Below are 16,593 nucleotides of genomic sequence, written 5' to 3'. Positions count from 1 at the left end.
CGGCCCCTGCCGCCCGAACGCTTGACCGGGCGCAGGCAGGACAGTAAAGTCAATGGAGACCCAGCCAGTTTTGTGCGCGGCTGCGGCACCCCCGGCCACCGGGCGCGCCGCGCTCCCCGCAAAACCGGCGGGTCTCTCTTGCTTTCCGGGGTATGGCCGGAAAGGGAAGGGAGGAGCAAATGGAACAGAATGCATTGTTCCGCAAGCGGTACGGCAGTTTCCGGCGCTTTTTTGCCATGCTGGGCAAGGCGCGGCTGCCTTATCTCTGGATCGTGGGGTATCTGGCGGTATCGGCCCTCATTGCCAATGTGAGCGTCAGCACGACCGAATACAGCGCCGCGCTGTTCGCCGGCCAGGTGGGCCTTTTCGCCGTCGTGCTGCCCTACCTGTTTTTTACGCTGCTGTCGCTGGTGATTGGCTCCATTTCCAGCCTGACAAGCAACCTGTGCCTGGCGCGGATCGACCGGAACCTGCGGCGGATGGTGTGGAAAAAGGTCGTGCATCTGCCGCTGCAATTCTATGAGGCCAACAACCCCAAGGAGCTGCTCAGCCGCATCACCACCGATGTGACCAGCATCAGCACCCTGATCATGCAGGTGCTTTTGCCGGTGTTTACCACGGCGTACTCCAGCCTGCTGATGCTGGGGCGCGTTTCCAGCTATGACCAGCGGCTGATGTGGGCGCTGGTGATCGTGCTGCCCGTCAACATCCTGATCTCCTTTGTTTTGGGGCGGATGCGCTTCGGCGTGGCGGACCTGATCAACCGGCGCAACGCACAGCTGACCGCAGCTATTGCGGAGCGGGCCAACAATATGCTGCTGATCAAGTCGATGGGCACCGAGGAAAAAGAAGCGGTCGCCGGCGAAGCGCGGATGAGGGCTTCCTACCAGGCCGAGGTGACCGACCTGTGGGTGCGCGGACTGGCGCTGCCGGTCAACGCCATCGCCGGCGCGCTGCAAAGTGTGGCGATCATCCTGGCGGGCCGTGCCTTCTACAGCGCCGGCGCCCTGGACCTGACCCAATGGATCGCCTACTACGGGTTTGCGATCCAGCTCACAAACATCCTCAGCAACTACTGCAATTCCTGGTCCAATTTCAAGGGCGCGCAGGGGTCTGTGGACCGCGTGTCCCAAATCATGGACGAGCAGGAAGAACCGCTGGACAAGGGCCGGGATGCGGGGGCGCTCGCGGGGAATATTTCGCTGCGGGACGTGTGCTTTTCCTACGGGGACAAACCACTGTTTACCGGCCTCGACGCCGAGATCCCGGCCGGACAGATCACCGCCATCGTGGGCCCCTCCGGCAGCGGCAAGACGACGCTGCTGAACCTGATCGACCGGCTGTACCCGCTGGCAAAGGGGACCATCGCTGTGGATGGGCAGGACATCGCCGGTATTTCCCTGCACAGTTTCCGCCAGGCCGTTGGGTATGTGACGCAGGAGAGTGTGATGTATTCCGGCACCATCCGGCAAAACCTGCTGTATGGTTTGGACCGCACGCCGGACGACCGGGAACTGGACCGGGTCTGTGAGGCCGTGGGCATTCTGGATTTTGTGCGGGAGCAGCCGGAAGGCTACGACACGCCGGTCGGGGAAGCCGGGGCCAGCCTGTCCGGCGGGCAGCGGCAGCGCTTCTCGGTAGCGCGGGCACTTTTGCAGAAGTCGGACATCCTGCTGCTGGACGAGGCGACCGCCGCCATGGATATATCCGGCAAGGACTGTGTCTGGAAGAGCATCCGCACCCTGATGGCCGGCAAGACGGTGGTGTATGTGGCCCACGACGCCCAGACGCTGCAAAACGCCGACTGGATCCTGGTGCTGGAACACGGGACGGTCACCGCGGCGGGCGATCGCCAGACGGTTTTGCAGCAAAGCGCGTTCTGCCGTGAAATGATGGACCTGAAAGGAGGGGCCTCCGCATGAAAAACAAGCAGAAAGCCAAGTTCTCCTTTGGGGCGTACTTGTCCTTTTTTACCCGCTTCCCGATCCCGTGGTGGCTGTTTTTGCTCTCGCTGCTTCTGGGCTTTGCCAACACCGAGGTCGTGCTGGCCGTCTCCAACTATCTGATCCGCATCAACAAGGGTGAGCTGTACAACGGGGTCATCATCGGCTATGCGCTGATGAACGTTTTCAACGCCCTGCTCAGCATGCTCATCAACCTGACCGGCGGGTACGGCAGCGCCCTGGTCACACTGCGGGCGCGCAAACTGCTCTGGCGCAAGATCCTCCACCTGCCCATGCGGGAGGTGGAGCGCCGCCAGCCCTCCGCCCTGATCTCCGGCCTGGTCAACGACATCACCCAGGCCAGCCTGGTGGTCCAGATGGCATTTAACACCATCGTGTCCCTGTACAGCTTTTTCCGCTGCTGCTGGGAGATGTACCGCTTTGACGGCACGCTCTCGCTGTATATGCTGCTGTTGCTACCCATCGCGGTGCTGGTGTTCGCGCTGGTGGGCCATCTGCAATACCAGATGATGCTCCGACGGTACGACAGCCTGAACGTGATGACCACCTTTTTCTCCGAGCATATCTCGGCGGCCAAACACGTCAAGGCCCAGGCGATGGAGGACCTGGAAGTGACGGAGGGACTGAAAGCCATTGATTCGCGGTACAAGGCCGACCTCTACTACGCCTTCATGGTGGCGGTTCAGACGCTGTCCAACTCCCTCTACAACACCATCGGCACCATCGTCATCGCGTTGTGCGGGTCGGATTTGATCCGGCAGGGCAAAATGCCCGAGACCGGCATCAACGATTTTTCCACCTACAAGGGCCGGGTGGACCAGTATACGGCGGAGGTGCTGACCCACTACCAGACTCTCAAGGGCACCCAGGGCGCTTTGCAGTATGTGGGCGTGCTGCTGGACGGCCCGGAGGAGGACCCCCAGGCAGGCAATCCGCTGCCGGACAAACAAACAGCGCAGGATATCCGGCTGGAGCGCGTCTCGTTCGGCTACATTCCCCAGCAGCCGGTGCTGCACGATTTGTCCTTCACGATCCCCCATGGCAAGGTGACGGCCATCATCGGCAACAACGGCTCGGGCAAATCCACCCTGCTCAAACTCCTCCAGGGCATCTATGCGCCGGACAGCGGCCGTATCTGGCTGGGCAGCACGCCGGTGGACGAGTCGAAGCCCTGCGAACTGCGGCGGCAGTTCGGGTATATCCTGCAAAATAACCCGCTCTTCTCCGGGTCGGTCCGCGACAACATCGCCTACGGCGAAACCGGCCCGGCCGACCAGCGCCGGGTCGAGCAGGCGGCCCGCCTGGCCGATGCCGACAGCTTTATCCGCCAGTTGCCAAACGGCTATGACACCGACGTGGGCGCGGCGGGGGCGCTGCTGTCCGGCGGCCAGCGGCAGCGCATCGCCATTGCGCGGGCCCTGTACATCCGCCCCACCTACCTGCTGATGGACGAAGCCGGGGCCAGCCTTGACCACCGCAGCGACGCGGCGATCTTCCGCACAGTGCGCGAGGAACTCAAGGGCCATACCATCATTGTGGTGGCGCACGATATGCGCACGGTGATGGAGGCCGACTGTATTGTTGTGCTGAACCGCGGCGAGCTGGAAGCCACCGGCACCCACGATGAACTGCTGGCGGCCAGCCCGACCTATCGGGACTATCTGAAAAAGCAGGGCTTTGCCCTGCCCGGGGAGGAGGCGGCGAAATGAAACGCTTTACGGTGATCTTCTCGATCCTGCTGGTGCTGTGTTTTGGCGGCACCCTCGCGTATGTGGCCGCCACGCCGGATTTCGTGCCGCCGGCCGCCGCCGTGCCTGCCGGGCAAAATGAGGACCCGGACGCCCCGGTCTGGGACGAAACGATGGACGACCTTCTTGCCTGCTTGGAAGAGAAAGGGCTGATCAGCGGGGAGCGCCTCACGCTGGCCAGCGACGGGCTGTGTTCGCTGGCCGTCTCGGAGAGCGGGGCCGAGTTCTACTGGTGGGACCTGGATGCGTTGGACAAGGACAGCGCCGAGTACGCCGCCTATGAAAGCCTGAAAACTGAGGGCAGCATTGACCTGTTCAACAGCGGCAGCCTGATCTCCCCGGCCAGCAACGGCCCGTTCGCGCTGCTGACAACGGGCTACACCGGCGACGTGGACGCGCTGACCGATGCGTTTATGGCCTTTGGGCAAAGTGAAACAAAAGCGGGGTGAAGAGATGAAAATGCGGGCTCTTCTCGTCGAAAGCGATCAAAAACGCAGGGCGCAACTGTGGAACCTGCTGCGCATGTATCAAGTGTTTACACTGGCAGGCGAGGCGGACACTTCGGAGGAGGCTGTGACCCTGCTCCAGAAGCAGAAGGTGGATGTTGTATTTTGCAACCACCAGCCGGCCCCGCCCAACCGCACCAGCACGGGGGATTGGTTGGCCACGGTTCTCGCCCAAAACCAGCCGGACATACAGGTCGTGATGTACGCCGACACCACAGAGTGGGCGTTTGAAGCCTACCGCAGCCAGTGCGCCGGCTACCTGCTGCTGCCCTTCGACCCGCTGGCGCTGCAGGCGCTGGTCAACCGCCTGCGCTATGTGTTCGATTTGCAGCAGACCAAGCGGGAAGCCGCCAACCGCAGCCTGCTCATCAAAACGCGCAGCGGCTACCAGCTCACGCCGGTCATCGACATTTTGTTTGTCGAGCGCAGCAACCGCAAAAACCGCATCGTCACCCAGTCCGGCACCGAGATCCACCCGCTGGGCTACACGATGAACCAGTTGGAACAGATGCTGGAGGGGTGCGGCTTTTACCGGTGTTACCAGTCCTTTATCGTCAACCTGTCCAAGGTTTCCTTCATCCGGGCGGATGGCAACAGCAAAACCTATGCCATCCAGTTTGACGGCTATGACGGCGAAATCCTGCTCAGCCGCGACAAATACCCCGAACTGCTCACCCTGCTGAAAGAAAAATACGCCAACATTGACTTTTGAACAACCGGCCTGCCGGGGACATCTCTCGATCTCCCGGCAGGCCGGTTGTTATTGCTATTCGTTTGGGTTTGGCGCCGGCGGCGAGGCTTTGGCTGGCTTGCCTCTCAGCACATCCCGCTGGTCATCAGCCGGATGATCGTGCGGTCGGTCTCCCGCATTCCCTCGCTGGCCAGGGTGCCCACATTGCGGATGGTGTTCTCAACGCCCTTGACCACAATGCCGTCGCCGCCGTAGAACTGACTGTGGTGCTGCTGCATCTTCCAGCCAAGCAACCCCGCCTCCACCGCCGAGGCGATCTTGGCCGCGCAGCTGGCCTTGGCGCCGTCGCAGATCATGCCCGAGTCGATGGCCACCGCGTTGACGATGGTGTGGGCGATCTCCTTGTACCGGCCGCCGTGCAGGTAGCACACCCCGGCCCCGGCACCGCACCCGGCGGCGGTGGCCCCGCAGTAGGCGGACAGGCTGCCGATGCCGGTTTTCAGGTGAATGGTCACCAGGTTTGAAACCACCAGCGCCCGGTAAAGTTCCTCCTGCGCCGAGCCCAGCGCCCGGGCGTAAATGATGACCGGCAGCGAGGCGGTCAGCCCCTGGTTGCCGCTGCCCGAGTTGATGACCACCGGCAGCTCGCAGCCGTTCATCCGGGCATCCGACCCGGCGGCGGCCCAGGCCTTGGCCCGATTGTGGGTGGAGTCGCCGTAGGATTCCAGCAAGATCCGCCCGATGTTTGCGCCCCACTGCCCCTGCAGGCCCTCCCGGGCAATGGCGGTGTTACAATCGATCTGCCGCTGCAACACTGGCTGCACGTCGGCGATCTTAACGGCGTCCGCAAACTCGACGATGCGCTCCACCGTCAAAAGGCTGCGGTCGGTGGCGTGCTTGGGGCCTTCCTCGGTGTAGGGGCGGTCGAGCAGCACGGCGCCGTCCTGTTCCAGCCGGATGACGTTGGTGTGGAAGCCGGCGATCTCGGCAAAGGCGGTGTGCCCGGCGGCGTTCACCCGCACCTGAATGTCAAAGATGTAGTCTTTCTCCGAGGGGTGGACGTGGACGATGCCCCGCTTTTCATAACCGGCGATCTGTTCCACCTGTTCCGGCGTGATGCCGGCCAGCACCTGCAATTTGGCATCGGCGTCACCCGCCACAATGCCCGCGGCGGCTGCGACGGTCAGCCCCCGCTGGCCGCCGGTGTTGGGCACGACCACGCTCTTGACGTTCTTGATGATGTTGGCGCTGGCGTACACCTGCACATCCTCCGGCAGGCAGCCCAATGTCTTGCGGGCCAGCGCGGCACAGTAGGCCACGGCGATGGGCTCGGTGCAGCCCATCGCGGGCTGCAGCTCCTCGGCCAGAATGGCACAGTATTCGCTGTAAATTTTGTCCTCCATGGTATCCTCCTCGGTGGCCTTTCAAACGCTCTCGATGTGGTCCAGGCCGCAGGCTTCCAACTGGGGCTGGCCGCCGACCACACAGACGCCGCCCTGCAATGCCGTTTCGAGCGCGTCGGCCAGGGCGAGCAGTGTGTCCGGCGTGGCGGAAAGCAGCGCTTTGCGGCGGCGGCAGCGCTCGGTGTAGTCCACGCCCTGCCAGTACCAGGTGTCGGCGGTGGTGCCCTGGGCCTGGGGCGAGAGCAGCGGCTCGCTGTCCGACACTGCGCCGATGATGAGGCCCGTCAAATCGCGGCCCTCCCGGCAGAACTGGCGCAGAAATTCCGCGCAGCGGGTATAGGCCTGCAAGCTCTGCACGCCCCGCGGGTCGCGGTAGGACCAGCAGGCCGCCAGGCCGGTGTCCCGCACCGCCAGCCCGGTGCCGTAAGCGCCGCCCTGTACCCGCACGGCGTTCCACAGGTATTCAAGCCCCAGCAGCTTGGATGCCAGCTGCCAGGCGCCGGTGTAGGGCTGCCCGCCTGCCAGAACGTTGCCGCCGCAGCAGGCAAAAGCGATGTCGGCCGGGATGGCGATGCCCTCCCGCCGCGCGCCCCAGGGGGCCAGCGCGGTGGCTTCGGGGGCGGCGGCGCCTGCGGGCAGGGCCGCGGCCAGCCGGGCGGCGGCCTGCCCGGCCAGGTCATGGTCGGTGGTCACGGCCAGCGTCAGCCGGGCCTGGCAGGCGATGGCGTCCAGCAGGCTTTGCAAGGCCGGGCGCAGGGCGGCCCAGTCCCAATGATCCTCCTGGGCTTTGACCCACTGGTAGCCCGCAAACCCGGTCAGATATTCCTGCGCCGCGCCGGCAGCCGAGAACTGCGCCGCCAGCCGGCCAATGCCCACATTGTGCCCGGCCATGATGCAGTTCTGCATCCGCTGCGTCCGCAGCTGGCGCAGGATGTCCCGGGCGGCGGGCTCGGCGCTCAGGTCGGTGGTGGTCAGCACCTCGGCGGCCAGGTCCAGCGCCGCGGCCAGCTTGGGTTCCAGCGCGCTCAGGTTCAGGCAGAGTTTGACATGGCAGCGGCCGGTCTCGCCGGGGATCGCATAGGCAGTGGCGTAGAACCGCAGTTCGCCGCAGGTCAGCCGGATGCGGTCGTTGAGCTGTTCCGCCGTGTAGTGCCGGGTGGGCAGGTGGCCCAGCAACTGGCACAGATACCCGAGCTCGCTCATCTGCTCGGGGCGCAGGCCGTCGGCGTCAAAATAGAAGGTCAGGTAGACGATGCCCCGCGTCTTGACCCGGTGCCGCAGTACCGGAACCCCCGCCAGGGTGACGGTTTCCAGCGGCAGGTCGGTGGGGGCGGCGGGCAGGTCGGCCAAGGTCAGGCTGGGCAGCGTGGCCAGCGCCTCGGGGCTGTCCGGCGTCTGCTGCCAGGCGTCCAGTTCCCGCTGCTCTTGCTGCAACGCGGCGCGGTCGGCTTGGGTCCAGGCCGCGGCCTCCCGAGTGAGGCGCTCGGCCTCGGCCTGGCGGCGGGCCTCGCCGGCGGTGTGGCTCGGGGTCAGCACCGCCTTGGCCTTGTGCGGGTTTTGGAGGAAGATGCGCCGCAGCAGGTCCTCAAAGTAGCCCTCGCGCATCTTGGCGCGCAGGCTGTCGAACAGGTCACCCACCTGCAGGTTCGCTTCCGGCTGGCCGCCGTACAGCCAGCTTTCCAGCGTCTGCATACACAGGCCCACGCCCGGCGTGTAGGGGCCGAAATCCCGCACCCGCATCTCGAACTCCCGCCGGGCCAGGGCGGCTTCCAGCTTGGTGCGGTCGATGCCCTGCCCGGCCAGGCGGCGCAGTTCGTCAAAAACCGCCTGCTCGGCAGCGGCCGCGTTTTCGGCGTTGAGGTCGGTGAGCTCCATCTGCAGCCAGGGCTGGGCCACGCTGTCGTACACCCGCAGCATCAGGTCCCGGGCCAACTGGCGGGACAAAACCGCCCGGCACAGCGGGGATTCGTTGTCCCCGGCCAGCACCTGGGCCAGCACCCCGGCGGCCACCAGCGTCTCGCGGTCGGCGTAGCTGCCCAGCACAAAGCCGTAGCCCAGGCGGGTGCGGCCGGGCTCCTCGGCCTCGCTGGCCACCTCGTACTCGATGCGCTGCACGCCGCCGTCCACCGGGGCTTGTAGCGGCGGGAACACCGTGCGCTCGCTGCGGGCAAAACTGCTCAGATATTCCTCGTCCAGTACCCGCAGCACGGTGTCCAGGTCCACGGCGCCGTCCAGAAAGATCAGCGCGTTGGAGGGCGCGTAGAACTTGCGGTGGGCGGCCAGGAACTGTTCGTAAGTCAGGTCTGGAATGCAGGCCGGGTCGCCGCCCGACACAAACCGGTAGGGCGTGTTGGGGAAAAGCGCACGGTTGAGGGAGTTTGTTTCCAGTTCGTCAGTGTCGGCAAAAGCGCCCTTCATCTCGTTGAATACGACGCCCTTGTAGTGGGGGTTGCCCTCGGCGTCAAACTCATACCGCCAGCCCTCCTGCCGGAAGATGGCGGGGTTATGGTGGATGGCCGGGTGGAACACCGCGTCAAGATACACCCGCATCAGGGTCAGAAAGTCCTTGGGGTTGCGGCTGGAAATGGGGTAGAGCGTCTTGTCCGGGAAGGTCAGCGCATTCAAAAAGGTGTTCATCGAGTGTTTGAGCAGTTCAACAAACGGCTCCTTGACCGGGTAGCGGTCCGACCCGCAGAGCACCGAGTGCTCGAGGATATGAAAGACGCCGGTATCGTCGCCCGGCAGGGTGGGGAAGGCGATGCCGAAGGTTTTATTCTCCTCATCCCGCTCCAGCCAGACCAGCCGCGCGCCAGTCTGCGCGTGTTCCATCTCGTGCAGGGTGGCGTCGAGTTCCGGCAGCGGGGCCTGCCGGATTTCGGTAAAACCGTGAAGAGACTTGCTCATAATATCAATCCCTCTCTTTCCGGTGCGTAAACAACTGTCACATGGGCGCCGCTTTGTCCTGTAAATACTTTAAATTCCCTTGCTGAAAATGTCAATTTGGTTTGTCGATTCTGTCCGGTTTGCGTTCTATTTGGTATGGATTTACAGCGCCAACGCTGCAAGCAACACAGAAAAGCGCGCATCCGCCGATGGGGCTGAAACCGAAACGGCGCGGGGATTTGTGTGGCGTGCACAAATCCCCGCGCCGCGTACTATACAAGACAGAAGAATGTCAGCGTGTGAAAGAAATCTCCCAAAGTCACGGCCGTCCGGTGCTCACCCCCCGCGCAGGGCGCTGGCCAGGGCGATCAGGCGGGCGGCGGACTGGCGGGCAGCGGTTTCGGGCAGGCGGCCGTCCGCGAGGGCGGCCCGGATGTCGGCATCATCGTGGGGGTTGCCCGGCATGATGACGTCGTTGCCGGCCCAGGCGCACCGCCAGGGGGTGGAGCCGTCCTGCGGCACGGTGGTATTCCAGTCCGACATGACCAGGCCGGCAAAGCCCCATTCCTGCCGCAGCACGACGGTGCACAGGTCTCGGCTGTTGGCGGCGTGCACCCCGTTGATGCAATTGTAGGCCGACATGACGGCGGCCGGGGCGGCGGCTTTGACCGCGATCTCAAACCCGCGCAGGTAAATTTCCCGCAGGGCGCGCTCCGACACCCGCGCGTCCACCGCCATACGGTTGTCCTCCTGGTTGTTGCAGGCAAAATGCTTGAGGGGCACCCCGTGCCGCCCGGATTCCTGCACGCCGGCCGTGATGGCCGCCGCCAGCGTGCCGGTGAGCAGCGGATCCTCGGAATAATACTCGAAGTTGCGCCCGCACAGTGGGTTGCGCTGGATGTTCATGCCGGGGGCCAGCCACAAATCCACATGGAACTCGTCCATTTCGCGGCTGACGGCGCGACCCACCTGCGCCAGCAGGTCGGGATCCCAACTCTGGGCCAGGGCGGTGCCCACCGGGAACGCCGTGCAGAACTGGTAGTAGGTGTCGGCGCTCTCGTGGCGGGGCGGCGCTTCCAGAAAGCCGTTTTCGAGCGAGCCCAGCACCCCGGCACCGTAGACCTCACCGGTGGCGCGGTCCGCCTGGTAGCACTGGCGCAGCCGCAGCCCGGCGGGGCCGTCCGCCATAATCAGGCTGGGGATCTGGCGGCTGGCCTCCAGCGCTTCGGAGGTCTCGCCGGCGGAACCGGGCACTCGGATCCCCGCCGAGCCCAGCGTGCTGGCCCCCGCCGTGATGTTGCCGTACAAAAGCCCAGCACATCGGCCAGCTCCACAACCTCCTTATAGCGGATAGATTCCCGCTGGAGTTTGGCCGACAGGTTGGAATTGCTGTCCACTCCATCCCGGCATATCCGGGCAAGGCCTTTGGTGGTGTAGTCCCAATCCTCCGGCAAAGACAGCATGAGGGACAGCAGCCCCTTCGCTTTCAGCGACAGCGCCGTGTTCCGCAGATGATGGTTTGCCATCACCGTGTAGTCGCGGGTTTTCTCAATGCGAAATACCGCCATAATCTCACCTCCCTCCGGCGGCCTGGAAAAGTGTTCGTTTTCGGGGAAAAGATGACCTCTGTATCCAACGGATACCCGAAGGACAAATCACCTGCGCCTGCTTTCCAACCGGCAGCACAGGGAGAAAATAGAGGGATTTTCGCCCCTAATTGGCACACTAAATTTTAGGCGTAAAAAAGGGCGGCTGCCTCAAAACAGTCGCCCTAATGTGGGGGGATATACAAGATATTTTCTGTTCGGAGGCCCGAAAACCATTGATATTACTGGGTTTTTCAAAAAGTTCTGTATCGCCACTCGTACCACGTCGGAGCAAGCGTTGATCGCTTGCTCCGACGTTTTTTGTCGAGAAGCCCTCAGACCCGGTCTCTGGGCTGAAGGGAAGAGAACAATCGCGGCTTTGACGTTATGCTCAAACGCTTCAGAGAGATGGCGTGTATTCCGTCCGATTCCGGCGGAATACACGCCGTTTTTGCTGTTTTATTAAAAAATGACATATCAGGAAGCGGCCAATTTGGGAGAGGGAACAGGAGGAAAGACAGAAAAAGAGTTTAAAACACCCCTCTTGACTTTGCCTCTTTAAAGCGGTAAAATAGCCAAAATGGAAAAAAATCCATGATTCTCCCGCGGCATACAGCCGGGGAGAGAGGGGGCTTCCTGATTATGACAATCACCGATTTTCTGGAACGCAATGCCCGGCTGTACCGGGATGAGACGGCTCTGGTGGAGATCAACCCGTCGGAGGAGCGGGACCGGGCCACCACATGGCGTGAGTACAGCCTGATCGAGCGCAACCGGCCCGATGAGCCCTACCGCCGGGAGATGACCTGGGGCCAGTTTGACAAGAAGGCCAACCGGTTTGCCAACCTGCTGCTGAGCCGGGGGCTGAAGCGGGGGACCAAGGTGGGCATCCTGCTGCTGAACTGCCTGGAGTGGCTGCCCATCTACTTCGGCATCCTGAAGGCGGGGTGTCTGGCGGTGCCGCTGAACTTCCGCTACTCCTCCGACGAGATCCAGTACTGCCTGGACCTGGCGGACGTGGAGGCCCTGGTGTTCGGCCCTGAGTTCATCGGCCGGCTGGAGCCCATTCTCCCCGCCCTGAAGCGGGTGAAGCAGTGGTTCTACGTGGGCAACCATACCCCGGACTTTGCCGAGAGCTACCGGGAGCTGGTGATGTACTGCACCTTTGAGAACCCTCCGGTCCACCTGGAGCTGAGCGACCAGGCGGCCATCTACTTCTCCTCGGGCACCACCGGCTTCCCCAAGGCCATCCTGCACAACCACAAGGCCCTGCTGTCGGCCGCCCTCACCGAGCAGCACCACCACGGGCAGACTCATGAGGATGTGTTCCTGTGCATCCCGCCCCTGTACCACACCGGCGCCAAGATGCACTGGCTGGGCTCCCTGGCCACCGGCGGCAAGGCGGTGCTGCTGCGGGGCGTGTCCCCCCAGTGGATCCTCCGGACGGTGACGGAAGAGAAGTGCACCATCGTCTGGCTGCTGGTGCCCTGGGCCCAGGACATTCTGGACGCCATCGACCGGGGCCAGGTGAACCTGGACGACTATCTGCTGGACCAGTGGCGGCTGATGCACATCGGCGCCCAGCCGGTGCCCCCCAGCCTGATCCACCGGTGGAAGAAGGTCTTCCCCCACCACCTGTACGACACCAATTACGGCCTCTCCGAGTCCATCGGTCCGGGCTGCGTCCACCTGGGGGTGGAGAACATCGACAAGGTGGGCGCCATCGGCAAGCCGGGCTATCTCTGGCAGGCCAAGGTGGTGGACGAGCAGGGCAACGAGGTGCCCCAGGGCCAGGTGGGCGAGCTGATCGTCTGCGGCCCCGGCGTGATGCAGTGCTACTACAAGAACCCGGAGGCCACCGCCGAGGTGCTCAAGGGGGACTGGCTGTATACCGGCGACATGGCCGAGGTGGACCAGGACGGCTTCATCTATCTGGTGGACCGGAAGAAGGACGTGGTCATCTCCGGCGGCGAGAACCTGTACCCGGTGCAGATCGAGGCCTTCCTCCGCCGCTTTGACAAGATCAAGGACGTGGCTGTCATCGGCATGCCGGACGCCCGTCTGGGCGAGATCGCCGCCGCCATCGTGGAGGTAAAGGACGGCATGACCTGCACGGAGGAGGAGATCAACGCCTTCTGCCAGGAGCTGCCCCGGTACAAGCGGCCCCGCAAGATCATCTTTGACAAGATCCCCCGCAACCCCACCGGCAAGATCGAGAAGCCGGTGCTGCGGGAGAAGTACTGCCACGGCCGTCTGGTGGAGGCCCAGATCACCCACTGACCGGCGTCAAAAAGAGAGACTCTGCCCGGCAGTCCGGGCAGCGAGGAGTGTTCCGCCGTGACCGATATGCTGATCAAACTGTCCCTTCTGGTGGTGTTCTTCGCCGTGATGGTGTTCATCGGCCTGTACTGCCGCCGCCACACCACCGACGTCAGCGGCTTTGTGCTGGGGGGCCGGTCGGTGGGCCCATGGCTCACCGCCTTTGCCTACGGCACCAGCTATTTCTCCGCCGTGGTCTTTGTGGGCTACGCCGGCCAGTTCGGCTGGCGCTTCGGCATCGCCGCCACCTGGGCAGGCCTGGGCAACGCCTTTCTGGGGTCCCTGCTGGCCTGGGTGGTGCTGGGCCGCCGCACCCGCATCATGACCCAGCACCTGGACAGCGCCACCATGCCGGAGTTCTTTGGCCGCCGGTTCGACAGCAGGCGCCTGAAGCTGACCGCGTCGGTGATCATCTTTATCTTCCTCATCCCCTACACCGCCAGCCTGTATAACGGCCTCTCCCGGCTGTTCGCCATGGCCTTCCACATCGACTACGCCGTGTGCGTGGTGGTGATGGCGGTGCTCACCGGGGTGTACGTCATCGCCGGGGGGTACATGGCCACTGCCATCAACGACTTCATCCAGGGCATCATCATGATTTTCGGCATTATCGCGGTGATCGCGGCGGTGCTCAACACCCAGGGGGGCTTTGCCGCCGCCATGGACGGCCTGGCCCGGGTGACCGACCCGGCGGTGAGCGACACGCCGGGGGTGTTCGCCTCTTTCTTCGGGCCCGACCTGCTCAGCCTGGCGGGGGTGGTGGTGCTCACCAGCCTGGGCACCTGGGGCCTGCCCCAGATGGTGCAGAAGTTCTACGCCATCAAGAGCGAGGACGCCATCACCCAGGGCACCGTTATCTCCACCGCCTTCGCCCTCATCGTGGCGGGGGGCTGCTACTTCCTGGGGGGCTTCGGCCGGCTGTTCTCCACGCCGGAGGCGGTGGCTGAGGGCGGCTACGACTCCATCATCCCCGCCATGCTCTCCGGGCTGCCCACCATCCTCATCGCGGTGGTGGTCATCCTGGTGCTCTCCGCCTCCATGTCCACCCTGTCCTCCCTGGTGCTGGCCTCCAGCTCCACCCTCACCCTGGACTTCATCAAGGACAACCTCATCCGGGACATGGACGAGAAGCGGCAGGTCCGCTGGATGCGGGCGCTGGTGGTGGTGTTCATCGCCATCTCCGTGGTGCTGGCCATTGTCCAGTACCGGTCCAACCTGACCTTCATCGCCCAGCTGATGGGCGTGTCCTGGGGCGCTCTGGCGGGCAGCTTCCTGGCCCCCTTCCTGTACGGCCTGTACTGGAAGCGCACCACCAAGGCCGCCTGTGTGTGCTGCTTCCTGTTCTCCACCGTGGTCATGCTGGCCAATATCTTTGTGGGGGACTATTTCCCCGCCGTTCTCCAATCCCCCATCAACGCCGGCGCCTTCTGCATGGTGGCGGGGCTGGTGATCGTGCCGGTGGTCAGCCTGTTCACCCCCGCCCCGGACCCCCAGCGGGTGGAGCAGATCTTCTCCTGCTACCGGCGCACCGTCACCGTGGCGGTCACCGACTCCATCGGCCCCAGAAATGCCCTGGAGAAAGACGGAAAAACACATTGACTTTATCGACGGAAAGTGATAAAGTAAATTTATTCAAAGTTTTGCGAGAGCGGAACCAGGTAGAGGCCGTTTCGCCGGTACTTATCGTCCTCTGCAGGGATGCAGAGGACGTTTTTTATCTTTCAGGCCTCTGAAAAAGGAGAGATGCACCATGAAAACCCTGATGCTCGGCAACGAAGCCGTGGCCCGGGGCCTCTATGAGGCGGGCTGCGCCGTTGTCTCCAGCTATCCCGGCACTCCCAGCACCGAGATCACCGAAGCCATCGCCAAGTACCCCGAGGTCTACGCCGAGTGGGCGCCCAACGAGAAGGTGGCCATGGAGACCGCCTTCGGCGCCTCCCTGGCGGGGAAGCGGTCCTTCTGCGGTATGAAGCACGTGGGCCTCAACGTAGCCGCCGACCCGCTGTTCACCATCGCCTACACCGGCGTCAACGCCGGCATGGTCATCGGCGTGGCGGACGACGCGGGCATGCACTCCTCCCAGAACGAGCAGGACTCCCGCCACTACGCCAAGGCCGCCAAGCTGCCCATGCTGGAGCCCGCCGACTCCGCCGAGGGCCTGGCCTTTGCCAAGCTGGCCTATGAGCTCAGCGAGCGGTTCGACACGCCGGTGCTGCTGAAGATGTGCACCCGGGTGTCCCACTCCCAGAGCGTGGTGGAGCCGGGGGAGCGGGTGGAGCCCGCTCCGGTGCCCTACGAGAAGAAGGCGTCCAAGTACATCATGATGCCGGGCAACGCCAAGCAGCGCCACCCTGTGGTGGAGCAGCGCACCAAGGACCTGATCGCCTATGCCGAGACCACCCCCCTCAACCGGATCGAGGAGGGGAGCGACCACAAGATCGGCATCATCACCTCCTCCACCAGCTACCAGTATGTGAAGGAGGTCTGCGGGGACAGGTACCCGGTGCTCAAGCTGGGCATGATCTGGCCCCTGCCCGAGCAGAAGATCAGGGACTTCGCCGCCGCGGTGGACCAGCTTGTGGTGGTGGAGGAGCTGGACGGCTTCATCGAGGAGCACTGCCGGGATCTGGGCCTGGCCGTGACGGGGAAGAAGGACTTCTCTCCCATCGGGGAGCTGAGCCAGAACCTGGTGGCCGAGAAGCTGGGCGTGGTACCCGACGCGGGCAAGGCCCTGGACGAGAACATCCCGGCCCGTCCTCCGGTGATGTGCGCCGGCTGCCCCCACCGGGGACTGTTCTATGTGCTCCACAAGCTGAAGCTCACCGTGATGGGCGACATCGGCTGCTACACCCTGGGCGCCGTGCCCCCGCTGGCGGCCATTGACTCCACCATCTGCATGGGCGCTTCGGTGTCCGGTCTCCACGGCTTCCTGAAGGCCAGCGGGGGAGAGATGGACAACAGGACCGTGGCGGTCATCGGCGACTCCACCTTCATGCACTCGGGCATCACCGGCCTGGTGAACATCGCCTATAACGAGTCCAACGCCACCGTCATCATCCTGGACAACTCCATCACCGGCATGACCGGCCACCAGCAGAACCCCACCACCGGCTTCAACCTGAAGGGGGACCCCTGCACCAAGATCAATCTGGAGTCCCTGTGTAAGGCGGTGGGCATCCGCCGGGTGCGGGTGGTGGACCCCTACGACCTGGGGGAGTGCGAGACGGCTATCAAGGAGGAGCTGGCCGCCCCCGAGGCGTCGGTGGTCATCTCCCGCCGGCCCTGCGCCCTGCTCAAGTACGTCAAGCACAAGCCGCCTCTGACGGTGGATACCGCCAAGTGCGTGGGCTGCAAGGCCTGCATGAAGATCGGCTGCCCCGCCATCTCGGTGCGGGACGGCAAGGCCGGGGTGGACGCCACCCTGTGCGTGGGCTGCGGCGTGTGCCAGCAGCTGTGCAAATTCGACGCGCTCCAGGCGCCCGGGGAGGTGTAA

Annotated in this window: 10 protein-coding genes and 1 pseudogene; 7 read left to right on the top strand and 4 right to left on the bottom strand. The window is 64.0% G+C overall.

Translation table 11 applies throughout. The features are described from left to right. The first annotated feature begins 179 nt into the window (after window positions 1-179). The 4 genes from WMO64_RS02695 (at window position 180) to WMO64_RS02680 (ending at window position 4,930) form a co-directional block, all read left to right on the top strand. On the top strand, window positions 180-1,922 hold the full coding sequence (locus WMO64_RS02695) for an ABC transporter ATP-binding protein (RefSeq protein ID WP_349230919.1): 1,743 nt from the start codon (window positions 180-182) through the stop codon (window positions 1,920-1,922). Further along, window positions 1,919-3,673 carry an ABC transporter ATP-binding protein gene (locus WMO64_RS02690; RefSeq protein ID WP_349230918.1) on the top strand — a complete coding sequence of 585 codons (1,755 nt, stop codon included), beginning with the start codon at window positions 1,919-1,921 and terminating at the stop codon, window positions 3,671-3,673. The genes WMO64_RS02695 and WMO64_RS02690 overlap by 4 nt, the downstream gene beginning before the upstream one ends. Continuing rightward, on the top strand, window positions 3,670-4,161 hold the full coding sequence (locus WMO64_RS02685) for a hypothetical protein (protein ID WP_349230917.1): 492 nt from the start codon (window positions 3,670-3,672) through the stop codon (window positions 4,159-4,161). The genes WMO64_RS02690 and WMO64_RS02685 overlap by 4 nt, the downstream gene beginning before the upstream one ends. A 73-nt stretch (window positions 4,162-4,234) precedes the next feature. Then, entirely contained in the window at window positions 4,235-4,930 is a 696-nt protein-coding gene (locus WMO64_RS02680; protein WP_158098472.1) for a LytR/AlgR family response regulator transcription factor, read from the top strand. A 104-nt stretch (window positions 4,931-5,034) separates the two neighbouring features. Here WMO64_RS02680 and WMO64_RS02675 read toward each other — a convergent pair whose 3' ends face one another. From WMO64_RS02675 to WMO64_RS02660, 4 genes and pseudogenes are all read right to left on the bottom strand, one after another. Next, on the bottom strand, window positions 5,035-6,312 hold the full coding sequence (locus tag WMO64_RS02675; RefSeq protein WP_087169832.1) for an L-cysteine desulfidase family protein: 1,278 nt from the start codon (window positions 6,310-6,312) through the stop codon (window positions 5,035-5,037). A 21-nt stretch (window positions 6,313-6,333) separates the two neighbouring features. Continuing rightward, complete coding sequence (locus WMO64_RS02670; RefSeq protein ID WP_349230916.1) at window positions 6,334-9,216, bottom strand: insulinase family protein; 2,883 nt, start codon at window positions 9,214-9,216, stop codon at window positions 6,334-6,336. Window positions 9,217-9,531: 315 nt separating this feature from the next. Next, on the bottom strand, window positions 9,532-10,503 hold the full coding sequence (locus WMO64_RS02665; RefSeq protein WP_349230915.1) for a glycoside hydrolase family 3 protein: 972 nt from the start codon (window positions 10,501-10,503) through the stop codon (window positions 9,532-9,534). 79 nt (window positions 10,504-10,582) lie between these two features. Continuing rightward, a pseudogene (locus WMO64_RS02660) lies at window positions 10,583-10,763 on the bottom strand (helix-turn-helix domain-containing protein); the annotation flags it as partial. Window positions 10,764-11,423: 660 nt separating this feature from the next. Here WMO64_RS02660 and WMO64_RS02655 point away from each other — a divergent pair. The 3 genes from WMO64_RS02655 (at window position 11,424) to iorA (ending at window position 16,593) form a co-directional block, all read left to right on the top strand. Next, window positions 11,424-13,061: a class I adenylate-forming enzyme family protein gene (locus tag WMO64_RS02655; protein ID WP_294522561.1), complete on the top strand. Its 1,638-nt coding sequence runs from the start codon at window positions 11,424-11,426 to the stop codon at window positions 13,059-13,061. 66 nt (window positions 13,062-13,127) lie between these two features. Then, the gene (locus WMO64_RS02650; RefSeq protein ID WP_349231002.1) at window positions 13,128-14,699 is read left to right on the top strand and encodes a sodium:solute symporter family protein; all 1,572 of its coding nucleotides are present in this window, start codon (window positions 13,128-13,130) and stop codon (window positions 14,697-14,699) included. 151 nt (window positions 14,700-14,850) lie between these two features. After that, complete coding sequence (gene iorA, locus WMO64_RS02645) at window positions 14,851-16,593, top strand: indolepyruvate ferredoxin oxidoreductase subunit alpha (RefSeq protein ID WP_349230914.1); 1,743 nt, start codon at window positions 14,851-14,853, stop codon at window positions 16,591-16,593.

Origin of the sequence: Pseudoflavonifractor intestinihominis (genome assembly GCF_040096055.1) — a bacterium.
GTDB lineage: Bacteria > Bacillota > Clostridia > Oscillospirales > Oscillospiraceae > Pseudoflavonifractor > Pseudoflavonifractor intestinihominis.
Note: the sequence above shows the minus strand (reverse complement) of the source record. Positions and strands in the feature narration are given on the sequence as shown.

Bases quoted from the DNA above. Each gene is read 5' to 3' on its own strand.
- WMO64_RS02695 (WP_349230919.1), top strand. From the start codon at position 180: ATGGAACAGAATGCATTGTTCCGCAAGCGGTACGGCAGTTTCCGGCGC.
- WMO64_RS02690 (WP_349230918.1), top strand. From the start codon at position 1,919: ATGAAAAACAAGCAGAAAGCCAAGTTCTCCTTTGGGGCGTACTTGTCC.
- WMO64_RS02685 (WP_349230917.1), top strand. From the start codon at position 3,670: ATGAAACGCTTTACGGTGATCTTCTCGATCCTGCTGGTGCTGTGTTTT.
- WMO64_RS02680 (WP_158098472.1), top strand. From the start codon at position 4,235: ATGTATCAAGTGTTTACACTGGCAGGCGAGGCGGACACTTCGGAGGAG.
- WMO64_RS02675 (WP_087169832.1), bottom strand. From the start codon at position 6,312: ATGGAGGACAAAATTTACAGCGAATACTGTGCCATTCTGGCCGAGGAG.
- WMO64_RS02670 (WP_349230916.1), bottom strand. From the start codon at position 9,216: ATGAGCAAGTCTCTTCACGGTTTTACCGAAATCCGGCAGGCCCCGCTG.
- WMO64_RS02655 (WP_294522561.1), top strand. From the start codon at position 11,424: ATGACAATCACCGATTTTCTGGAACGCAATGCCCGGCTGTACCGGGAT.
- WMO64_RS02650 (WP_349231002.1), top strand. From the start codon at position 13,128: ATGCTGATCAAACTGTCCCTTCTGGTGGTGTTCTTCGCCGTGATGGTG.
- iorA (WP_349230914.1), top strand. From the start codon at position 14,851: ATGAAAACCCTGATGCTCGGCAACGAAGCCGTGGCCCGGGGCCTCTAT.